This window comes from Paenibacillus sp. FSL H8-0457 (assembly GCF_038051935.1).
Lineage (GTDB): Bacteria > Bacillota > Bacilli > Paenibacillales > Paenibacillaceae > Paenibacillus_AQ > Paenibacillus_AQ lautus_A.
This window is the reverse complement of sequence record NZ_CP150293.1, coordinates 3,712,002-3,731,835: the sequence shown is the minus strand read 5'-3', so window position 1 is coordinate 3,731,835 and position 19,834 is coordinate 3,712,002. Positions and strand designations below refer to the sequence as shown.

Genomic DNA, 19,834 nt, shown 5'->3' with positions numbered 1-19,834 from the left:
ATACCGGTGAGTGATGCATCGGTTCTTTTTTAGCTTTATTCATCACTGCATGAGTGTACTATCTTTGATCATGCTTGACACGATTAACCTTTTTATCTAAGGTCCATATAAATATCAGGCGCATTCCCGTTATTTAAGTACTCGTCCATTTTTTTCGATATTGATGCGGCGTGATTCCCATTTGCGACTTAAACAATTTGCAAAAATAAGAGCTATTCGTTAATCCGATCTCCTCTGCAATAAGCGAGATCGGTTTTTTTGTAGTCGCTAGGAGCTGTATGGATTGATGAATCCTTCGGGCTGCTATGTATTCCGTGATGCTGATCCCTGTCGCTTCTTTAAAGAGATGTGACAAATGGTAGGGAGATAGATGCAGCGACTTCGCCATGTCGTCCAATCGGAAAGGAATCGTATAATTCGTCTCAATCCAGGTTAAAATGTGCTCCACCCGATGATTTTTACGGGTTTGGTAAGTTGAACTCCGTACTTTCCGCTTATCCCAGATTGGTTTCAAGGAGCGAAAAAGTGCGACAAGAAACAGCGAAATTTCTTCATATTTTTCCGTGTCGGACAGCGTCGGGAATCGATCGTTCATGCTCTTGTATGCACCTTCCAGATACGGGTCGTCGACCTCGTATAAACAAGGGAAAGGAAGATTGCCTAGATAAATAAAATTGTAAAATTCATGAAGAGCGGGCCACTGTTTAAAATAAGCCTCAAACACCGTCGGTTCAAAAATCGCAATCGAACGTTCGAAACATTGATGATCGTCGTATTCAAGCTTTAGGTGGTGGAGTTGACAGGGCTGAAATATACAAAGCATGCCCGGCTTAATCTCATAGCTGTTGTTGTTAACGATCATGGTTCCCCTTCCTTGATGAATGAACAACACCTCAAGGCCAAGATGGGAATGGAAAGTCTCTTTATGCTCGTAATTTTCGCTTTTACGTCTATAGGCAAAGTACAAGGGAGAGATACTGTAGTTGCTTGCAACGAATGACAACTTGTTTGCCTCCTTCTTCCTCGTCTTCGTACATGCATTGAATATACCATACAATCCGCAATCTAGCGTTATTTTTCCCTCATAGCAAAACACATTTACAAGTTTGCACCGGATATAATTTTTATATAAAAAATAAAGTTGGGAGGTAAAAAATAACGTATGTTAAAGGTTGCAATTATAGGTACGGGTGCAATTTCGCCCAGTCATATCGAAGCATATCTGCAGTTTAAGGACCGCTGTAAAATTGTTGCCTTATGCGATCTTTACCCAGAGAAGGCTGAAGTAAGGCGGGAGCAGTACGGACTGGAGGCTAAAATCGCACACGATTATAAGGAACTGCTTCAGGACGGAATCGATCTCGTGTCCATTTGTATGCCTCCGTACGTTCATGCGCAGGTTGCGGTCGATTTCCTGAACGCAGGAAGCCATGTCATTGTTGAGAAACCTATGGCAGCCTCGCTTAAGGAATGTGATGACATGATCGAAGCGGCACGGAATAACGGCAAGGTGTTGTCCGTGATTGCCCAGAATCGATTCAGAAATCCGATTATGAAGCTGAAACAAGTGCTGGATAGCGGTCTGGCCGGCAAGATTCTGCACGCCCAAGTGGATTCTTTTTGGTGGCGGGGCCATAGTTATTACGACTTATGGTGGCGCGGCACTTGGGAGAAAGAGGGGGGAGGCCCTACGCTGAATCATGCCGTACATCATATCGACGGATTGCTGTGGATGCTTGGTTGTCCTAGCCACGTACAAGCCTACATGGCTAATGTCGCGCATGACAATGCCGAGGTTGAGGATTTATCCATCGCGATGATGAAATATCCGAATGGAGCTTTGGGACAACTTACCAGCTCGGTCGTCCACCACGGAGAAGAACAGCAATACATCTTCCAAGGACAGTATGCACGGATTTCTGCCCCGTGGCGGGTAACGGCTTCCACTTCCTTGCCGAACGGATTCCCTGAACGCGATTTGGAACTAGAAGAAAAAATCCAGAAATACTATGACGAATTGCCGGATTTACCGTACGAAGGTCATACTGGTCAGATCGACAATGTGCTGAGCGCGATCGAGCATGGAACGCCGGTGCTCATCGACGGAGAAGACGGCCGCAGCACATTAGAGTTGATCATGAGCATCTACCAATCCGCAAGCATGGGAGAGAACGTGCAACTCCCGCTACAAAAGAATGATCCCTTCTATACGCAAGAGGGTGCTCAACAAAACGTTCCTTATTTTTACCAAAAGGGCAAGAGCATTGAGAATTTTGAGTATGGGAAGATCACGACAGGAAGCAATTATGGCGAAAAAAATGATATGGGTGGAGGCTTATGATTATGCAGAAAAGCGACGGAATGAACTATGCCCCGAAGGGGAAGCCCAGTCCGGTGGTGAAGCCGGGCGAATTTATCATCGCCGCTGTTGCGCTCGATCCGCTTTTATGGCGGCAGAACTGTGTCTGAAAGCGCAGCAGAAAGCTATGCGGATAACGTAGTGTGTTTACAGGATTTCTCTACTATGTGATGAAATGCACATTTACTCATTTCAATTCAATATACAATTTGACATGCTGTCATACCCGTACATAGCCATGCATATATATCCCCGAGAATGTAGGTATGGGAGGCGGGGCAATGGACGGTAACAAAGCTAACAATCAGGCAAACGATCGAAGCTGGCAAAGAGGCCATGCTCAATCACAATGGAATGCTATGCAGTCGCCGGAACACCATTCACAAACGGTGGGGGAACGGGGACCGATTCTTGAACAGGACAGCATGCTGCATGAAACACTTGAAACCTTTGTCCACGAAAAGATATTAGAGCGTCCGGTCCACGTGAAGGGGTTTGGTGCCATGGGTTATTTTGAAACCCTTCACTCGATGGCCGCTTATACGAAACTGTGCTTCTTGCAGCAGCCGGGACAACGGGTACCCGTTACAGTTCGTTTCTCACTTGCGGTCAGCAACAAAGGGACACCCGATACATCCCGCAACGTGCGTGGATTCTCGACGAAATTTTATACCGAGCATGGCGTATTCGACCTGCTCTGTAATCATATCCCCGTGTTCCTCGTACGAGACCCGATCCGGTTCCCTGAGTCAATTCATGCTTTCCTGCCATCACCAGTTAACAATCTCATCGATCCAAATCGATTCTGGGGTTTCATTGCTACAGCGCCAGAGGCAACCCATTTCGTTGTACGTCTGTACTCGGACGAAGGGACGGTCAAGAGCTTCAGCCATACGCCGGGACACAGTGTTAACACCTATGTTTGGAAAAATGCACAGAACGACCGCTTCTACGTCAAATATCGCTGGATTCCGTTGGCTGGAGAGCAATATATCGATGCGCAAGAAGCAGCTCGTTTGGCTTGCGAGAACCCGGATTATTCGGGTAAAGATCTGTATGAAGCGATTGCCAAAGGCACACCGGTCCAATACGGGCTGTATGTGCAGTTGATGAACCCAGAGGATGAGGCGATGCTGTCGTTCGATCCGCTGGATGACACGAAAGTGTGGGATTTGCATCAATTCCCTCTGCTGCCAGTTGGTCGACTCGTATTGGATACGAACCCTACTGATTATCAGGAGCAGGTCGAGAAGCTGGCATTCTCCCCGTCAAATCTTCTGGATGGTGCCGAGCTGTCCGATGATAAAATGCTGCAAGGTCGCAGCAATATTTATTGGGATTCACAGCGGCATCGCCTTGGATCGGATTTCCGCAAAATTCCGATTAACCATCAAGCTAACTGGTCACCGACTGAACAGGTAACGAGCGGGGCAGGTCGCTATGTAGCCGGTCGGCTCGTTCGATCCGATATTCCGAAGGCCGATAATTTCACGCAAGCGGGACAATTCTACCAATCGCTCACACAAGTTCAGCAGGATCATCTTGTTCAGAACCTCGCTGATGACTTATCGGCGGCTTCTCATGAGATTCAAAGGGTTGTGTTAGGCTATTTATTCCAGGCCGATGCAACATTAGCCGATAGGGTAGCACGTCAGATCGCCGCACCGAAGAAGGGATGATTCACGCAATTACAAAAGGAGAATGAGGTCAACCAATCCATTCGGTTGGCCTTTTTTGAATGATAGCTATAGGTATATGTGGCCAAAAAAAGAAATCATGTCGAGGGACAAGAACATGGTCCCATAGAAAGTCGCTAAAATAGCGGCTTTTTTGTTTTATCGGTACAAGTTCTTGTCCTGAGGCGAAGACAAGAACTTGTACCGATTACCGATTAGATAAGCATCTAACTATGTTTCCATGCAATACATTAAGCTAACGGGCAGTTTTGCGTAATGGGTGGCCATTTTTATCAGACAGATGGGGAATGTTTCCTTTATAATATTAGGTGACACTCCATTGCACTAACGGGACATGTTAGTGCAATTTAACACAAGCAGATCAAGATAAGCGATTAGCTGTTTTTTTATCCGCAATTTAATCCAATTGGTCAGTGAATATTTAACTAGGTTTAAGAAGTTAAAAGGATAAGGGTGAATGATGTGCCAATAGGGTAAAGCCAGAGAAGAGAAGGAGATGGTGAAGGGATTCAAATGATAAACATAATTGAAGAGCTTAAGAAGATGTCCCAAAAAAGAGGGTATGAAAATAAAGACGATTTTCAACAGCTGCTGGAAAGATGTAAGGATATAACGTTGTCAAATGAAGATGTTGAATTTTTAATAGAACTGTATTTTAAGGCTAAAAATTTGTACATTCGCAACACAATATTGAAAGCACTTGTGTTCTGTGAAGATATTGATTTAAAGGAATTCTTCTTAAAAGCGTTTAAAAAAGAGCGCTACCTAGATATGAGATTGACTGCAATTCGAGGCTATGCAAAGTATGCAACTGAGAAAGAAGTAGAGAAACTGATGACTAAATTCATAGAAATTCTGATGAAGCGTCCTGAAAGCACGCCTTATAACTATCAAGAATATGAACTGCTTCGTTCTGCTTTTGGGCTGCCGTATCTAGTAAATCAATATGGATATGCTTGTTTTGTCCAGGCATATGAGCAGGAAGAAAAACAATATAATGCCATGCCAGATGCTTTCAAAGGACATTTTACTTTAAATGAAAGAGGGGATATTGTTCAGCTTCGCTCATTAGGAGAAAGCAAGAAGACGCTTGATGATTTTTGGAGCAGAGGTAATTGAAGTTTGAAAGGAAGTGACACTAATGATAAAACAACAACTGTTATTTAAATTCAACAGATTCTCAGCAAATGAAGTTTTGACAGCATGGGAAAACGCGGATAAATCAAAAGATGTAATACTATTAGAATCCGCCCATTCGGATTGGTCAATAGAAGTAGACGGTATCCAAAATATCTCTCATCAAATGTTTGAACACTTTCTATCTAAAATGGATGTATTTGATAATGGAGTGCAGCTTTATTGTAAAGAGGTCTATGAAAACAGTAATTTTAAAATAGAACATTTTATCGTGTCATTGCAGTGGATTTCATTACATGAAAACTCTATTACACTGGGATATTGGGGAGATTATGTAAACGTAGAGTTAAGATCCATCATAGAGTGTGACAATGGCATCTGGAAGCAGAAAGACATCTATTATCAATAGTAGCACGATGCTTATATCAACGTGATCTGCTGCCTTCTTGTTCAACAAATGGACAGTGAGACCCTGGTATATTAACGGGAGGTTTACTGTGAAAATAAGGATTAAACATGCGATGCTTTTGGCAGTTAGTATTGTTTGGGTTGTTATCTTAGTCGGGTGTGGCAACGACAATGAGTTAACGATTGATCAAGTGGACGTTATGGCCAAGGTAATGGCGGACGGGGACTTATATGTGGAAGAGCTATTCACTTACACAGTACAAGGAGAGTATGAAAGAATTCCTAGATATATGGATAATTTCGGGGGAGCGAATATTGAATTTTTTGAAGCTTATGTACCACCGAATGACCGAGAGCTCGGTAATCTTGGATATGTTAATTTGGAGCGTTATCCGGTCTATTTAAGAACTAAATCGGGTTCTTATTACATCGAATTACAAGCAAAAGATGAAACGAGGCAGATTTATTATCGCTATAGGCTTGATCGAGAAGCTGTGAAATATGACGATCGTGGAGAGCTGGATTGGACCGTACTCAAAGATAACAGGTTTGATCATCACAACGTAACCGTTAGGGTATGTACAGAACAGCCTGCAAAAGAAAATTTATCTGGATTTGCCTACGATCGCTCAAGAGGCAGCTTGACAGAAGTAAACAATCGTTGGATCAGGTACGAAAACAAGCTATTACCTGAAGGGGATAGTGCGAGGCTGAAGTTGTATTTCCCCCCAGAGATGCTGACGGAGAGGGAAACAGAAGAGACCTCAGCCTCACTCTCGGAACGACTGTTAGCTGAACAGAAGCTTCAGCAAAGATTCGAAAAGCGTGAACATTTACTGAAAGCGGGTCAACATATCAGCCGCTGGCTGACCTATGCAGCCATAGCAGGTATCGTTTATTATTCCCTTTCACTGCGTAGGATTTCATCCTGGTGGAGGGGTAGGCGGATCAGCTTCGAAGATATCGCAGCGATGGATCCAATCGATATGATTTACCTTTTCCGGAAGGGAAAGCTCCGGCTTGCAGATGGGCTGGCCGGTGTATTTTCGCTGCGCCGTAAAGGCATGGTGAGTGTTTCCTTAGTGCCATCAGCTATGCGATTCCAGGAAGATTCGAGAGCGCCGAAGAGGCTTCCCGAGTTTACATTCAAGGGTAATCGTACAGCCTTGAAAAAACCAGACCGTTACTTGCTTGGTTGGCTGTCTCACGGTACGACTGTCCTGAACCTGGATAAATTTTCTGGCCCTACGAAAACAGAGCGCAGGAATAAAGCGACTAAAGGTAAATACATAAAGCGCATGAGAAGTCTTAAAAAGGGACTAAGCCGCTGGCAGGAACTTGTGGAGACTGAGAATAGCAAAGGGATCATGTACAAGGAATACGCGGCGAGAAAAGTCATCATACCTGCTCTAGCTCTCATACATTTGGCTTTGCTCATCTATCTGTACATTGCAGACGTAACAGCTTGGGGTTGGGTAGGAATATTGGCCATTATTTTGGGCGGCGGACTCATATTGGCTTCTTATCGATGGCGCCTCAAAAGATACATCATCGTCTTTTTGGTCGTTTGCTTTTTCGTGGCAGCTCCAATTTTGTATGAACCCTTGGTAGACGAATACTTGAACTTCGTAATTCTTTCGTTTTTACTTGTTGGGTTTTTACCCCGAGGAGCATTAGATCGGCGTTCGGCAGCTTTCCGAAGCGCTATAAAGCGGTATCGACGAAAGCTGGCTAGAGGCGGACATGACGTAGGAAGGGCTGGTAAAGACCTCAAATGGCTGGAAAAGATGAGGGAAGATGCGCTATTACTTGGTGTAGGAGAACGTTTTATGAGAAATGTAAGCAAAGAAAACCCGGATTTTACTTTCTCTGAGGCTTCTTCTCTGTTTAATAACGATGTGGATACCGCTATCGATTATGTCTTTAATCGTTCTTGGAAGGGAATACCTGGGGGGACAACTTCCGGGAGAACTTGGAGCAGTAATAGTGACAGTGGAGCAGACGGGGGGAGCTCATACGACTACAGTAGTGACAGTGGCAATGATGGAGGTTCGGGAGATGGCGGAGGGGGAGGAGATTGACTAAGTTAGTAAAAATTGTCGGTGACAAAAACATAGTAGCATTAGAAGCCGCTGATTATGCGGCTTTTTATATTTAGGTTATCAAGTTCTTGTCAAAATGCAATGACAAGAACATTGTTACATTCCCGATTTGATTTCATCGAGGCAGCAGACGTCTTTTTATTAAGTTAAGGGGGAAGGGCGTATCATATGACATTTTGACACTGTTGTACATAACAACGAGTGCAGTAGGATACAGAAGAGAGTTCTGGGAACTAGAATATATCTCATCAAACCAAATCATAAAGTATTTAAGGAGAAGATTTTATGAAAAAGAAAATGGGTATCGCAATTGCTGCTTCGATGTTCACACTGGCTGGTTTTACAGGAAATATTCATGCAACTTCGAAAGTAGGTGCTTCTCTTATAGCTCCCTACAACTCAAATCAAAAAGCCGAGCAGATAAAATGGTTAGAAAAGCATGCCATGCCATTAAAGTCAACGGATCCAACAGCATCTCTTCAGGATTTAAGACCGCTTAAGGATATGATCGGATCAGCTACAATTGTTGGTTTAGGCGAAGCGACGCATGGAGCTCACGAAGTTTTTACCATGAAGCATCGCATTGTTAATTATTTGACAGCTGAAATGGGCTTTAAGGCCTTAGTGTTAGAAGAGGGATGGGACAGAGCATTGGGACTCGATCGCTATGTTCTTACGGGTAAAGGGGACCCAAGCCAATATCTAAGTCCTGTATTTAACACGAAAGAAATCATAGATCTGCTTCAATGGATACGCCAATATAATGCTGATCCAAAGCATAAATCCAAAATACGGATCATCGGGATGGATATCCAGACCGTGAACGAGAGTGTTTATAACAATATCCTAGCGTATGTAAAGAAATACGATCCGAAACTTGTCACTCGCTTCGAACAAAAGATGAAAGGCCTTATTCCTGTAACCAAGGATTTAGATACCTTTGGCGGTCTTAAGAAAGAAACGAAAGCACGGTATGTTTCAGATGCGAAACAAATCAGCGCTTTATTAGAGCAAAATAAACATAAACTGAATGGAAAATCCCCAGAGTTCGCATGGATCAAACAAAATGCCCGTATTATCGAGCAATTTACGACAATGACAGCCGCATATCCTGATAACCTGGAAGACTTTTATTTGAAGCACGATATTGCCATGTATGAGAATGCGAAATGGACAGAAGAACATATAGGAAAAACAATCGTGTGGGGCCATAATGGGCACGTTTCGAAAACAAACCTGATCCCTTTCGTATACCCTAAAGTAGCTGGGCAGCATTTAGCAGAACATTATGGAAAACGGTATGTAACCATTGGAACATCTGTTTTCGAGGGACGTTACAATGTTTATAACACCAGCCAACAATTCGGGCCCTATGGAATCTTAAAATTAGATGACCCGAATAGTTTCAACCACACCTTTGGACAAGTAAAATACGACCAGTTCTTTGTTGATTTACGTAAGGCAAGCGGAGTGACTAAAACTTGGCTAAACGAGCAACATCCCATTTTTGCCGGAGTAACAACGGTAGGTCCAGATATCCCAACGACTGTTGATGTATCATTAGGTAAAACATTTGACATCCTCGTTCAAATTCAAAAAGTGAAGCCATCTCAATTGAATCAATAAAATCTTAATTATGTATGCTTAAAAGTCGCTTAGTTGCGGCTTTTTTGTTTTTAACGATTTATGTTTTTGTCAAATGGCGTCAGGGATCCATCTGGTCTAAATGCCTTATATATAATTTATGCGCACTGTAGAGGAACATCAGGTGTATATGGCTTCATGAAATGGACTGCTGATATGGCATCGTGCTTAATTACTTTTTCCTTGTAAGATAAGAATGCTTGGGGATTGTACATATTATATTAGGTTAAAAGGTGACTTAAAGAAAAGTGAAGTATGTGGGGTAAGATACGGATTTATTCTGGTTAATTGAAATCTCGAAAAAGGTGCTGGTAAGCGTAGCGTAATAGCATCGTATAAGAAAAGACATAATGAGTTGCGGTTTGTACCTGTATTACTGGTACGCAGGGACCATTCTGAGTTTGAACAATTCTACTGTGCAGTTGGTCATGACCGTAGCTCACGCTCCGTTCATTTTATGTCATATGACATTTTGACACTGGCAGATTTGACATCAAGAGAAGTAGGATACGTTTACTACTTGCAAAGGATGTGATCTCTTTGATGGCAAGAACCGTCGCCTGTTTTGTTCAAAACGGCTATTTCCTGCTGTTTACTTTCGTCACCGGATTGTTTTACTTCTGCTTTTATCTGGTTGCCATTATTCTGGGTTTGAGTCTTTCGTTTACTGTCGTGGGCGTTCCTCTCCTGGCTAACGTTTTGCGAACGACAACTGTCTTCCTGCAATTCGAACGTGTACAAACCAAGATCTATATGGATATCACCACCGAGCCTTGTGTTAAAGCTGTCACCCCGAAAGTGTCCAACTGGCTCCAAGCGAAAAAGGAGTTGCTGAACCGACGCAACTGGATCGCTATTGGCTGGCTGATGTTGAAGTTTCCGGTAGGGATTTTAAGTCTGGTCAGTGCGGCCTTACTCTATGTGGCGCCGCCTGTATTGATTGCGGTCCCGTTCCTCTATCCGTTTATCACCCTTTCCATTATGGGTGCGACGGTAGACACGTTTGCCAAAGCTATGATGGTATCGGCAACAGGGGTCGTACTGATGATGGTGAGCTGCTGGCTTGCGGACCGCATGGCGCGCTGGATAGGCGGCTACACGCGTCTAATGATCAAGCATGTGAACCGGTAGACGAATGCCCCGCTTCGCCTCGTAGGTCGTCGGAGGATAGTTTACTCTATAGCAGTTTACTTTATAATAGTTACGTAATGTCATACTGAAAGTCTTTAGGGGATGATGGTTTTGTTCGATATGGTCAAGCAATGGTACTGGTACGACTGGCTCATGTTTATAATCCGCCTGATATCCAGCATTTCTCTCGCGTTTACGACCATAGGATTGCAACAATATTTCACGCTGCCGATTGTAGTCCTTGTCCTATGGCAGCTGATTGCTTTTTCCGTACCATGGCTTTGCTTGCAGCTCGATTATAAATACTACCTATTTACCGAAATCGTGATCTCGGGCGGGTTGTGTTTGTATCTGGCTTCATTTTTTCCGCAAGCCTACTTAGCATTCCTGCTGTATGCTTTTTTCATTGCTGCTCACAGCGCCCATAGAACCTATCTCTGGTCAGGGCCTGTAACCATCTTGCTCGTGCCCGCCATAATCAAGCAGCTTGCAGAGCAGAGTGAATACTTGGTCATGGCCGTTCACATCGGGATGGCGTATATCTTCGGATTCTCCTTCCATTTACTCGTGCTCAATCATCGTCAAGGCGAAACGATCCGCGAGCAAAATGCGGTGTTGGAGCAGTACCTGTCCCAAATCGAGCGTATCACGCTTGCCGAAGAGCGGAGCCGGCTGTCCAAAGAGCTTCATGATACCGTCGGTCATGCCTACACTTCGCTCATTATGGGATTAGAAACGTTGCGTCCTCAGATGGCAACGGATACAGGAACCGAAAGTCTCGATTCCCTATTGAACCTGGCCCGCCAAAATATGGAGGAGGTCAGAGGTTATGTGCATCAAATCGAATCGCCGCATGAGACGCTCCCGCTGCTTCAGTCTTTGAGGAAGCTGGCGGAGGAGTTTCAGGAGCATGCCAAGGTGAGCGTTACTTTCCATTCCTACGGGGAGGAATACCCTGTAATGAAGCAAGCGAAGACAGCACTCTACCGCTGCCTGCAAGAGTCGTTGACGAATGCCGTGCGCCATGGACACTCAACAGAGATTAAGGTTTCCGTGCAATTCGAGCCCCAGCAGACGAGACTGGAAATTCAAGATAACGGCCGCGGGATGGAGCATGGAAGAGAGGGCTTTGGCCTCAGCGCCATGAAGGAGCGGGCGATGATTTTGCAAGGCCATGTGGCCGTCTATACGGAGCAGGGAGAAGGCACTCTCGTTACCTGCACGCTACCCAGACAAACGGAGCTTAAGGATGAAGTCATCCGCCTGTTGGTCGTCGATGACCACCCCGTTATTCGTGAAAGCTTGCGGACTTTGCTGGAAGAGCAGCAGGATTTTCAGGTTGTCGGGACGGCAGAGGATGGCGAGCAAGCGATCGAGCTGTGCAGGCAAGTTAGGCCGCAGCTGGTGCTTATGGATGTTGAAATGCCGAATGTGGATGGAATCTCCGCATCCCGTACGATTAAAGAATCGTGGCCCCACATCCGGATTCTGATTCTCACCACGTTCGAGGATACCAAACAGGCTCTGGAGGCAATGCGAAGCGGAGTGGATGGATACTTATTGAAGTCCATGCAGCCGTTAGAGCTGGCTGAAACGATTCGCACCGTCCACCGCGGGGGCACGCTGATCGATCAGGGCATGTCACACAAATTATTTGCCCAACTGGAAGCGGACAATAGCCGTGATGATCCTTCGTCAATCAAAGCGTCATCGGCCTATGATTTAACGCCGCGGGAGCTTGAAATTTTACAGTTCGTGTCCGAAGGGCTGCGATATAAAAGCATTGCTTCCAAATTGTATTTATCCGACGGTACGGTTCGAAACTATGCGTCATCGGTTTATATGAAGCTGGGGGTTCGCAACCGGGAGGAAGCGGTGCAAAAAGCCAGGGAGGCTGGGCTTCTGGAAAAACCCCAAGTTATGTAACCTGGTGGCGGGTGGCGACCATAGGGAGTGATTTATGCCTTATAATTGACACCCGTCATTTCAACTTTTAAAGGCCATTTTTTACTTTAACATGAGCCGATAACCGATTAGCTAAATATCTAACTGCTTTCCATACAATTTCATTAAGCTAACGGGCAGGATAGTTCCAATATGTGGTATTATCTATTTATTAACTTAATGACCGCGTTACTTTTATATCAGTACGGATGGGGGCGTGAAACATTAAGCAGAAAAATTTTGTTGGATTGTTCGCATCAATATTTCTCATTCTCTATGGTATATGGAAACTAAATCATTTTTTCGAACCAAAAGTTGGTCCAGTAGGTAACGGTCTTAGCGATACTGATGTGAAAATAGTGTGGATATTGTTTGGGATATCAATGATTTTAGGTGTTGGTGGAGTGATATATTTTTCTTATTCTATATTTAAAAGAGATGATTAATTAAGCAAACGGGAGAGGATAGTTGAAATAAAGAAGAGAAGAGGTTTTAGTGATGAAGAAATTGGTGTTATTTTCTTTTGCTGTTCTATGTTCTTCGCTTTTGTTACTTCCAACAAATGAGGCAGCCGCAGCAGTAAAAAGTTCAAAAGGAACACAAGTTGTTGTGAATAATCATGACTTAGATTCAAAAGATATTCTCATTAAGAACAATCAGGTGTTTTTTAGTCTGACTTCACTCAAAGGTTTAGGTGGCTTAACGTTTGCCTGGAATAATACTACTAAGCAAGTGACAGTGAAGGGGGGCGACATAAACTTGCAGTTGACTATGAATAATAAAGTAGCACAAAAAAATGGAACTTCAGTTTCATTAAGCGCTGCTCCATTTATTCAAAACGGTAAAACAATGATTCCCTTACGTTTTGTTGCAGAAGCGTTGGACGGTTCAGTAACTTGGAATCAAAAGACCCAAACGGCGTTTGTTTCAAAACCAAGCACGAAACTGCTGACCGACGTTAAGAGTAGTGCATTAAGCACGGCCAGAAATGCTGCAATCAATCTTCCTAGAGTTTCACAGCTCACGGAGGACTTTGAACCATTTATGGAAGCATCCAGTCTTCAATATTATTTTCCGGAAAACACCCATGACCGATTCATCGAGCTCAATAATAATGTAATCCGCTATTATCAAATTACGAAGAACACAGCTTACCTTAAGTGGCAAGCTTTCATTAGCGAAAAGACCACTACGCAAGATAACCTTTATTTCATAAACCGCGCCTTTATAAAAGAGAACGGTTCCCTACCGAATTTTAAAGATACGACATTCGCCAACTTTCGCTGGATGCCTCATATTACTTCTACTGGATATGGTTTAATCACTAAGGAGAATTGGAATGACGTTGTTTTTAAACAAGCCGAACTGCCTCAAGTTAATCTAAAAGAAAACTATATTATTGTTGACATTCCAGAAGAAAAATAATTAGAAGTTGTCATAAAGAGGAGTTTGCAGTTGACGCAATTATTATCGTAACGCCGCATGTCGGTATCGGTCCTTTTCGGCTAGGGATGCGCAGGGAAGAGGTGGAGCGGACTTTCCAAGCTTTGGGCCATTGGAGAGCTAATCATCGTATACCCGGTAATCCTAGCTATATAGAAATGCTGTTTATACGCGAACATTTCAATACGATGACAATAGTCGGGTGAAGTTCATTCAACTGATAATCCGCAATACGCGGATAACATCTGCATTCCCTGCCTGTTTCAAGGTGCAATTTCATTAAGCTAACGGGCAGGATAGTGGAACGGTTTAAGAATTTTGAAAAATGTGATATAACCTTAAAGGAGTGTAAAAACACAGATCGGTTGGTAGTCCGGTCGCACAGGGTCAGTTCCAGTGTCAGTGACCTTCCCCCCTCGGGATGTCCATCACTCCAGTATAAACAGAGGGGGAGTAAGTGTGAAGCTTACCGTATTGTTTGATGAAAGTTGTAAGTACTGGATTGGTGTGATTGAGCAGGAAGAACAAGGACGTCTAAAAGCTTGTCGTCATATTTTTGGTAACGAGCCAAAGGATCCGGAAATATTAGAGTTCGTTAGCGAGAAAATGATGGAATTGATGAACCTTACGAAGGTAGGAACGGATACGAAACGAAGTAAAAACACTCGAATAAATCCGAAAAGACTAGCTCGGCAGGCGTCTAGAGAGATTGCCCAACGAGGTTTATCTAGCCATGCTCAGGAGGCAATAAAGCTGGACCTCGAATCCAGGAAACTGCAACGAAAAGTGCATAATCGTCAACAAAATCTTGTGGAAAATGAAAGAAAATATCAACTTAGAGTTCAAAAGGCGAAGAAGAAGCACAGGGGCAAATAGTCAAAACCAAGTAGCGTTTCAGATGAAGCAGGTGGGACTGGCTCCATAGCGTGAGATAAATTAAAAACACCTTCAAGAGAAAACCATGTCATAAGATATGGTGACAATTTCGGGAGGTGTTTTTGCGTTGGCAACAAGAGTTAGTTAACCAGAATATTGGATGGCATTCCAGTGAAAGAAGTCATGAACCAAAGGTACAGGCGGAAAGTCGGTTTTTTTTGGTTTAAGTGAAATAAGTTTTATAAGGAGTTGAGAACAGCATGATTTACTATAAAGGAGCAGTACCTGGATCAGATAACTTCATTTATTTTAAAAGCGAAGTCAAATTGAAGGAAAGTGATGTTGTTGTTTTAGATGATATGAAGTACTTCATTGAGAGTATTGATAACGGATTGTTGATCCTTCAGAGGGTTGGGTCAATTATATCAGTAAGTGTCTAAATAGGTAAAAAAAAGCTACGGTTGTCTGAAACCAGTGACGTCTAAAAATAAAGGAGTTCGTAAGTTCGAAGAAAAGGAAATATAAACTGTCCTTAAGCTTTTTTATGTAGAAAAGATCCCAAGATGTCTAGGGACAAGACATGATCCCATAGAAAGTCGCTATTTTAGCGACTTTTTTGTTTTATCGGTACTAGTTCTTGTTAACGGACAGGATAATTCAATGTTCGTATGGAATATAAAGAAAATTGTTTTGAGCTTTTTCATTTTAGCGAAGACGCCAGTATCAAATTAGACGGGATGAACGGTTACAGAGGGAAGAGTGAGAAAGAAGCGAAAATGTGTTGAATGAAAGAAGGTATAGAAAATGATACGAGAAATTGAAGAGCAATTCACTGAAGAGATCCTTACCGAAGTAATAAAGCGATATGACATTAATAAAGACACTGTTCGTTCATTGGGCGGTTATGAAAGCTTTGTTTATGAATACCAGAAAAACAACGCATTTTTCATATTAAAAATCTCACATACAATTAGAAGATCGAGAAATAATATACGGGGTGAAATTGAATTTTTAAATTATTTGTCGAATAAAGGACTGGCAGTTTCAAATGCTGTTCCATCAACCAGAGGTAATATGGTTGAAGAAATTGCTGCAGAAAATGGTTCGTTCCTAGCCATTTCATACGAAATGGCTCTTGGAAAAGAAGTGTCGGATGAAGATTGGAATGAATCGCTTTACGAAAAATGGGGCGAATTTATGGGGAAAATCCATCATGCCACAAAGGGTTATGAATGGAGTAATCCGGCGTTTAAACGACAAGCCTGGGACCAAGAAGTTCAATTAAAGGCGGAGAAGTACCTGCGACCTGATGATGTAATGATTTCAATTCTAAAAGAAAGATTAACAAAACTTACTTCTCTGCCCAAGTCCAAAGATACATACGGTTTGATTCATAGTGACTTTAGTCAAAGTAATTTTTATCTGCATAACGGCGACATTTATTTGTTCGATTTCGATGATTGCAGTTATACGTATTTCGTAAACGATATTGGGATTACATTGTGTTATGCACTTTTTTTTCCGTATAAGGAATTTGAAAATAAAACGGAATATTATAGATTGTTTTTCCGCCATTTTATAAAAGGATATCTAAAGGAAAATACAATCCAAGAAGAAGAAATAGAATATTTACAAGAGTCTATTAAACTTCGTTATGTATTGCAGTATATTTATTTTCATCAAGCAAACGATGTGTCAAATTTGGATGAAGAATCAATGAACAGGTTAAAAGAGATTCAACAAATAGCCGCTTCTGATGAGCCTATGCTGCCGATTGACTTTGTTCATGACTTTAAAAGCATTTATCATAGTATTCATTAATCTGAGAGCATCGTATTTTACTAAAGTAGGGGGAAGGGCTGACTCAACACATCCGGCTCATAGGGGCCGGCCGTGTTGTCGGGTGACAAAAACATAGTAACATTAGAGGCCGCTGATTCTGATTATGCGGCTTTAAATATTTTTGTTATGATCTTCGTTTATTAGGGTATAACCACGAGGCTGACTCACTCGTTTCTCGTCTATTCATTTAAACATCGAACAGTTGTCGGTTGCAGCTGCTCCTTTTTTTCGTTAGTAAACAATCTATACAATTCAGAATTATATTTAGGTGACACTCCATTGAACTAACGGAAATCGTTAGTTCAATAGAAGACAAGAAGGCAGCCGTTAACGAGATCGGCTGCTTTTGTTCAACTAACATGCAGTTTAATGCAACTGAAGGGATTCCGGGAAATATGGGGAATTCTATTTTTACCCCCTATGGGAGATATCAGTAAAGTGAGGGAGATACGATGAGTCAAACCGCAAATAAATTTGAAAAAGAAATAACTAAAAGAGTGCGGATGAAATACCTCTTACATTTGCCAGATCAACATGAAAAAGAATCCTCAATTAAGTGGCCTTTAATCTTATTTCTTCACGGGGCAGGTGAACGTGGAGATGATCTGGAGTTGGTTAAAGCACATGGAATTCCTATGATAGCAGAACGCGATCCTTCTTTTCCATTCATTACGATCTCCCCTCAATGCCCGGAGGATTCTTTTTGGAATGCTGAACAAGACGGATTGATGGCATTAGTAGATGAGATCATTGCAAACTATAACGTAGATCCAGATCGGATATACTTGACGGGGCTAAGCATGGGTGGTTATGGGACGTGGCACTTAGCAGCAGAATATCCAGGAAGGTTCGCAGCTATCGCTCCAATATGTGGTGGAGGTAACCCCAACCGGGTACATGAACTAATAGGAACACCCACCTGGGCATTCCATGGTGCGAAGGATGATATAGTGCCCATTGCTGAATCAAAAAAAATGGTAGACGCACTTCGCGAAAACGGTGGAAATGTCTCTTTCACAATTTATCCTGAGTCGAATCACAACTCTTGGACAGAAACATACGATAATCCGGAATTATACAGCTGGTTTCTAGGTCATTCTTTAATGGTAAGGAAATGAAGTTGTTTTACACTAACGGGACACGTTAATTTAAAATAGCATGGAGCAGTTCGCCTGTAGGCAGCTGTTCCTTTTTTTAAGCTAACGGGCAGGGTAGTTCAATAATTTCGTGAATACTCTACATATGGAATGATTTACGAAGGTAGATAGAATGATAGTGCGAAGTCAAAAATGCAATAAGGAGAGTTCTAGAATGTATGGACAATACCTCATTAAAATCCCTTGTTAAAGAAAAAGAGATCCATGAAACATATGAAGTAGCATCGAAAGAAGATATAGAAAAAACAGAAAATGATTTGAATTACAAACTACCAAAATCCTATTGTGATTTTGTATCACAGTTTAGCAATGGTGCATTTCTGTACATGATTCAAGAAGTAGGTGCAGTAGGAGATGGAAACAAACAAATCTTATCGATTCAGAGACTTTCTTTACAAAGAATGACGAGCGTTGAGACTCATAAAATGATTAATATTAGAGAGGGTGGATCAGTGGAAATAGGCCATTTAATCCCGTTTTCTCTAGATCATAATGGGAATGCATGGTGTTTCATTGCGAACCAGATGAAGAATGAAGAATACAAAGTTGCTTATTTCGATAGTCACAACCCAAAATTGTATGGAATCTTGGATAATTTCAATGAGTGGTTAAAGGTTTTGATAAACAATAGAGAGGAAGTAATTAGAACCTTATATGACGATAATGTGATTTCTATGGAACTAGGGTTGGGATAAATACTAGTTACAGCGAGATTTTTCATAACACCATAACGTTCTATCAGGAAACGTTGGAAATTGAGTGCGTCTCTAAGAAAAGGTGTGAACGAAGTTCGTAGATATATCGTTAATCGGAAACCGATAGATCAAGAGCGAACCCATAGCAGTGCATGGCTTATAGACAGAATAAAAGAGCCGCATATGCGACTCAATTATTACCTGTCGGGGGAGAACATGGTCCCATTGAAAGTTGCTAATTTAGCAGCTTTTTTGTTTTATCGGTACAAGTTCTTGTCCCGAGTCGAGGACAATAAGTGAATGAGTTTAAAGGACAAGCGAGTTTACAACACGAAAGGACAGGAGTTCCGGCCCTGTCCTTTCTAAATGGAGAAACCGGACCAAGGTTTACAGTTCGACTCTCCAGTTGCCCATCATCTTGGCGACTCCCGGATCGCGGTACGATAAGAATAGACTCTCCCGAGTATCAAGGGTGGAAATGTGTTCCATATCGTCCGCGCCCAACTCAAAATCAAAAATGTTGAAATTTTCGACGATTCGCTCTTTTCGTACTGACTTTGGAATGACAACAACTTCTCGTTGAACAAGCCATCGCAATACGATCTGGGCGACGGATTTGTTGTGTTTTCCCGCGATCGAGGTCAGCACTTCGTTGCCGAACATATTGTTTCGTCCTTCAGCGAACGGCGCCCACGACTGGTGTTGCACGCCCTGATCTTTTACGAAAGCAGCGCTCTCTATCTGCTGGTAGAACGGGTGCGTTTCAATCTGGTTGACGGCGGGCACAATTTCGTTATGCACAATGAGGTCCATCAGACGATCGGGCATGAAGTTGCTGACCCCGATGGCCTTGATTTTGCCGTCACGGTACAGTTCTTCCATCGCACGCCAAGTGCCGTAGTAATCACCGAATGGCTGGTGAATCAGGTACAGATCGAGATAATCAAGCTGCAGCTTCTTCAGGGATTTTGCAAATGCAAGCTTGGCACTCTCGTAGCCGGCATCCTGAACCCAAATCTTTGTCGTAATGAACAGCTCCTCACGCGGAACACCGCTGCGCTTGATCGCGCGTCCGACCGCTTCCTCGTTAAGGTAACCGGCGGCGGTGTCGATCAAGCGGTAACCGACCGACAGCGCTTCGTACACCGCGTTCTCGCACTCATCAGTATCGGGAATCTGGTAGACACCGAAGCCTAGGATCGGCATTTTCACACCGTTGTTCAAAGTTACAGTTTGCATTGCGATTCCTCCTATTGTTCAAATGTATAACAGCAACCGGCGCGTATCCCCAACAACGGGGACTGCAGCGGGAATTCCGATTACGACACAGTTGCGTTACAATAAGCATAGTACCTTCGTGTTACACGAAGGCAAGAGGCTCTTATTCTTTTTTATCCAA

General features: G+C 42.9%; 16 protein-coding genes. 14 read left to right on the top strand and 2 right to left on the bottom strand.

Translation table 11 applies throughout. The features are described from left to right. Nucleotides 1–133: 133 nt before the first annotated feature. Nucleotides 134–1,003 carry an AraC family transcriptional regulator gene (locus MHI43_RS16400; protein ID WP_015735447.1) on the bottom strand — a complete coding sequence of 290 codons (870 nt, stop codon included), beginning with the start codon at nucleotides 1,001–1,003 and terminating at the stop codon, nucleotides 134–136. Between the two features lie 159 nt (nucleotides 1,004–1,162). Here MHI43_RS16400 and MHI43_RS16395 point away from each other — a divergent pair, with 159 nt between their 5' ends. The 14 genes from MHI43_RS16395 to MHI43_RS16330 all read left to right on the top strand — a co-directional run bounded on the left by MHI43_RS16395 (nucleotide 1,163) and on the right by MHI43_RS16330 (nucleotide 18,435). Continuing rightward, nucleotides 1,163–2,341, top strand: a complete 1,179-nt coding sequence (locus MHI43_RS16395; RefSeq protein ID WP_036660517.1) for a Gfo/Idh/MocA family oxidoreductase — start codon at nucleotides 1,163–1,165, stop codon at nucleotides 2,339–2,341. Then, the gene (locus MHI43_RS16390; RefSeq protein WP_268745065.1) at nucleotides 2,338–2,469 is read left to right on the top strand and encodes a hypothetical protein; all 132 of its coding nucleotides are present in this window, start codon (nucleotides 2,338–2,340) and stop codon (nucleotides 2,467–2,469) included. The genes MHI43_RS16395 and MHI43_RS16390 overlap by 4 nt, the downstream gene beginning before the upstream one ends. Before the next feature lie 171 nt (nucleotides 2,470–2,640). Further along, on the top strand, nucleotides 2,641–4,038 hold the full coding sequence (locus tag MHI43_RS16385) for a catalase (protein WP_036660515.1): 1,398 nt from the start codon (nucleotides 2,641–2,643) through the stop codon (nucleotides 4,036–4,038). Between the two features lie 531 nt (nucleotides 4,039–4,569). Beyond that, entirely contained in the window at nucleotides 4,570–5,175 is a 606-nt protein-coding gene (locus tag MHI43_RS16380) for a hypothetical protein (RefSeq protein ID WP_009593856.1), read from the top strand. 22 nt (nucleotides 5,176–5,197) lie between these two features. Next, nucleotides 5,198–5,602 (top strand): hypothetical protein, encoded by a 405-nt coding sequence (locus MHI43_RS16375; RefSeq protein WP_036660513.1) that lies wholly within the window; start codon nucleotides 5,198–5,200, stop codon nucleotides 5,600–5,602. An 88-nt stretch (nucleotides 5,603–5,690) separates the two neighbouring features. Then, nucleotides 5,691–7,682, top strand: coding sequence for a DUF2207 domain-containing protein (locus tag MHI43_RS16370; RefSeq protein ID WP_036660511.1), 1,992 nt, complete (start codon nucleotides 5,691–5,693; stop codon nucleotides 7,680–7,682). Between the two features lie 306 nt (nucleotides 7,683–7,988). Further along, the gene (locus tag MHI43_RS16365; RefSeq protein WP_036660509.1) at nucleotides 7,989–9,329 is read left to right on the top strand and encodes an erythromycin esterase family protein; all 1,341 of its coding nucleotides are present in this window, start codon (nucleotides 7,989–7,991) and stop codon (nucleotides 9,327–9,329) included. Between the two features lie 561 nt (nucleotides 9,330–9,890). Next, on the top strand, nucleotides 9,891–10,478 hold the full coding sequence (locus tag MHI43_RS16360; protein ID WP_036660507.1) for a sensor domain-containing protein: 588 nt from the start codon (nucleotides 9,891–9,893) through the stop codon (nucleotides 10,476–10,478). Nucleotides 10,479–10,598: 120 nt separating this feature from the next. Beyond that, entirely contained in the window at nucleotides 10,599–12,404 is a 1,806-nt protein-coding gene (locus MHI43_RS16355) for a hybrid sensor histidine kinase/response regulator transcription factor (protein WP_036660953.1), read from the top strand. 516 nt (nucleotides 12,405–12,920) lie between these two features. Continuing rightward, on the top strand, nucleotides 12,921–13,847 hold the full coding sequence (locus MHI43_RS16350; RefSeq protein WP_036660506.1) for a copper amine oxidase N-terminal domain-containing protein: 927 nt from the start codon (nucleotides 12,921–12,923) through the stop codon (nucleotides 13,845–13,847). A gap of 477 nt (nucleotides 13,848–14,324) precedes the next feature. Beyond that, nucleotides 14,325–14,741 (top strand): YjdF family protein, encoded by a 417-nt coding sequence (locus MHI43_RS16345; protein ID WP_015735436.1) that lies wholly within the window; start codon nucleotides 14,325–14,327, stop codon nucleotides 14,739–14,741. Nucleotides 14,742–15,545: 804 nt separating this feature from the next. After that, nucleotides 15,546–16,562, top strand: a complete 1,017-nt coding sequence (locus tag MHI43_RS16340) for a phosphotransferase (protein ID WP_036660503.1) — start codon at nucleotides 15,546–15,548, stop codon at nucleotides 16,560–16,562. Nucleotides 16,563–17,035: 473 nt separating this feature from the next. Next, a complete protein-coding gene (locus MHI43_RS16335; RefSeq protein WP_015735432.1) occupies nucleotides 17,036–17,701 on the top strand; it encodes a prolyl oligopeptidase family serine peptidase in 666 nt (221 codons plus the stop codon). Nucleotides 17,702–17,898: 197 nt separating this feature from the next. Beyond that, nucleotides 17,899–18,435 (top strand): SMI1/KNR4 family protein, encoded by a 537-nt coding sequence (locus tag MHI43_RS16330; protein ID WP_051425297.1) that lies wholly within the window; start codon nucleotides 17,899–17,901, stop codon nucleotides 18,433–18,435. 387 nt (nucleotides 18,436–18,822) lie between these two features. On the opposite strand, the gene MHI43_RS16325 is transcribed toward MHI43_RS16330, so the two are convergent. Next, a complete protein-coding gene (locus MHI43_RS16325) occupies nucleotides 18,823–19,674 on the bottom strand; it encodes an aldo/keto reductase (RefSeq protein ID WP_036660501.1) in 852 nt (283 codons plus the stop codon). Nucleotides 19,675–19,834 lie beyond the last annotated feature (160 nt).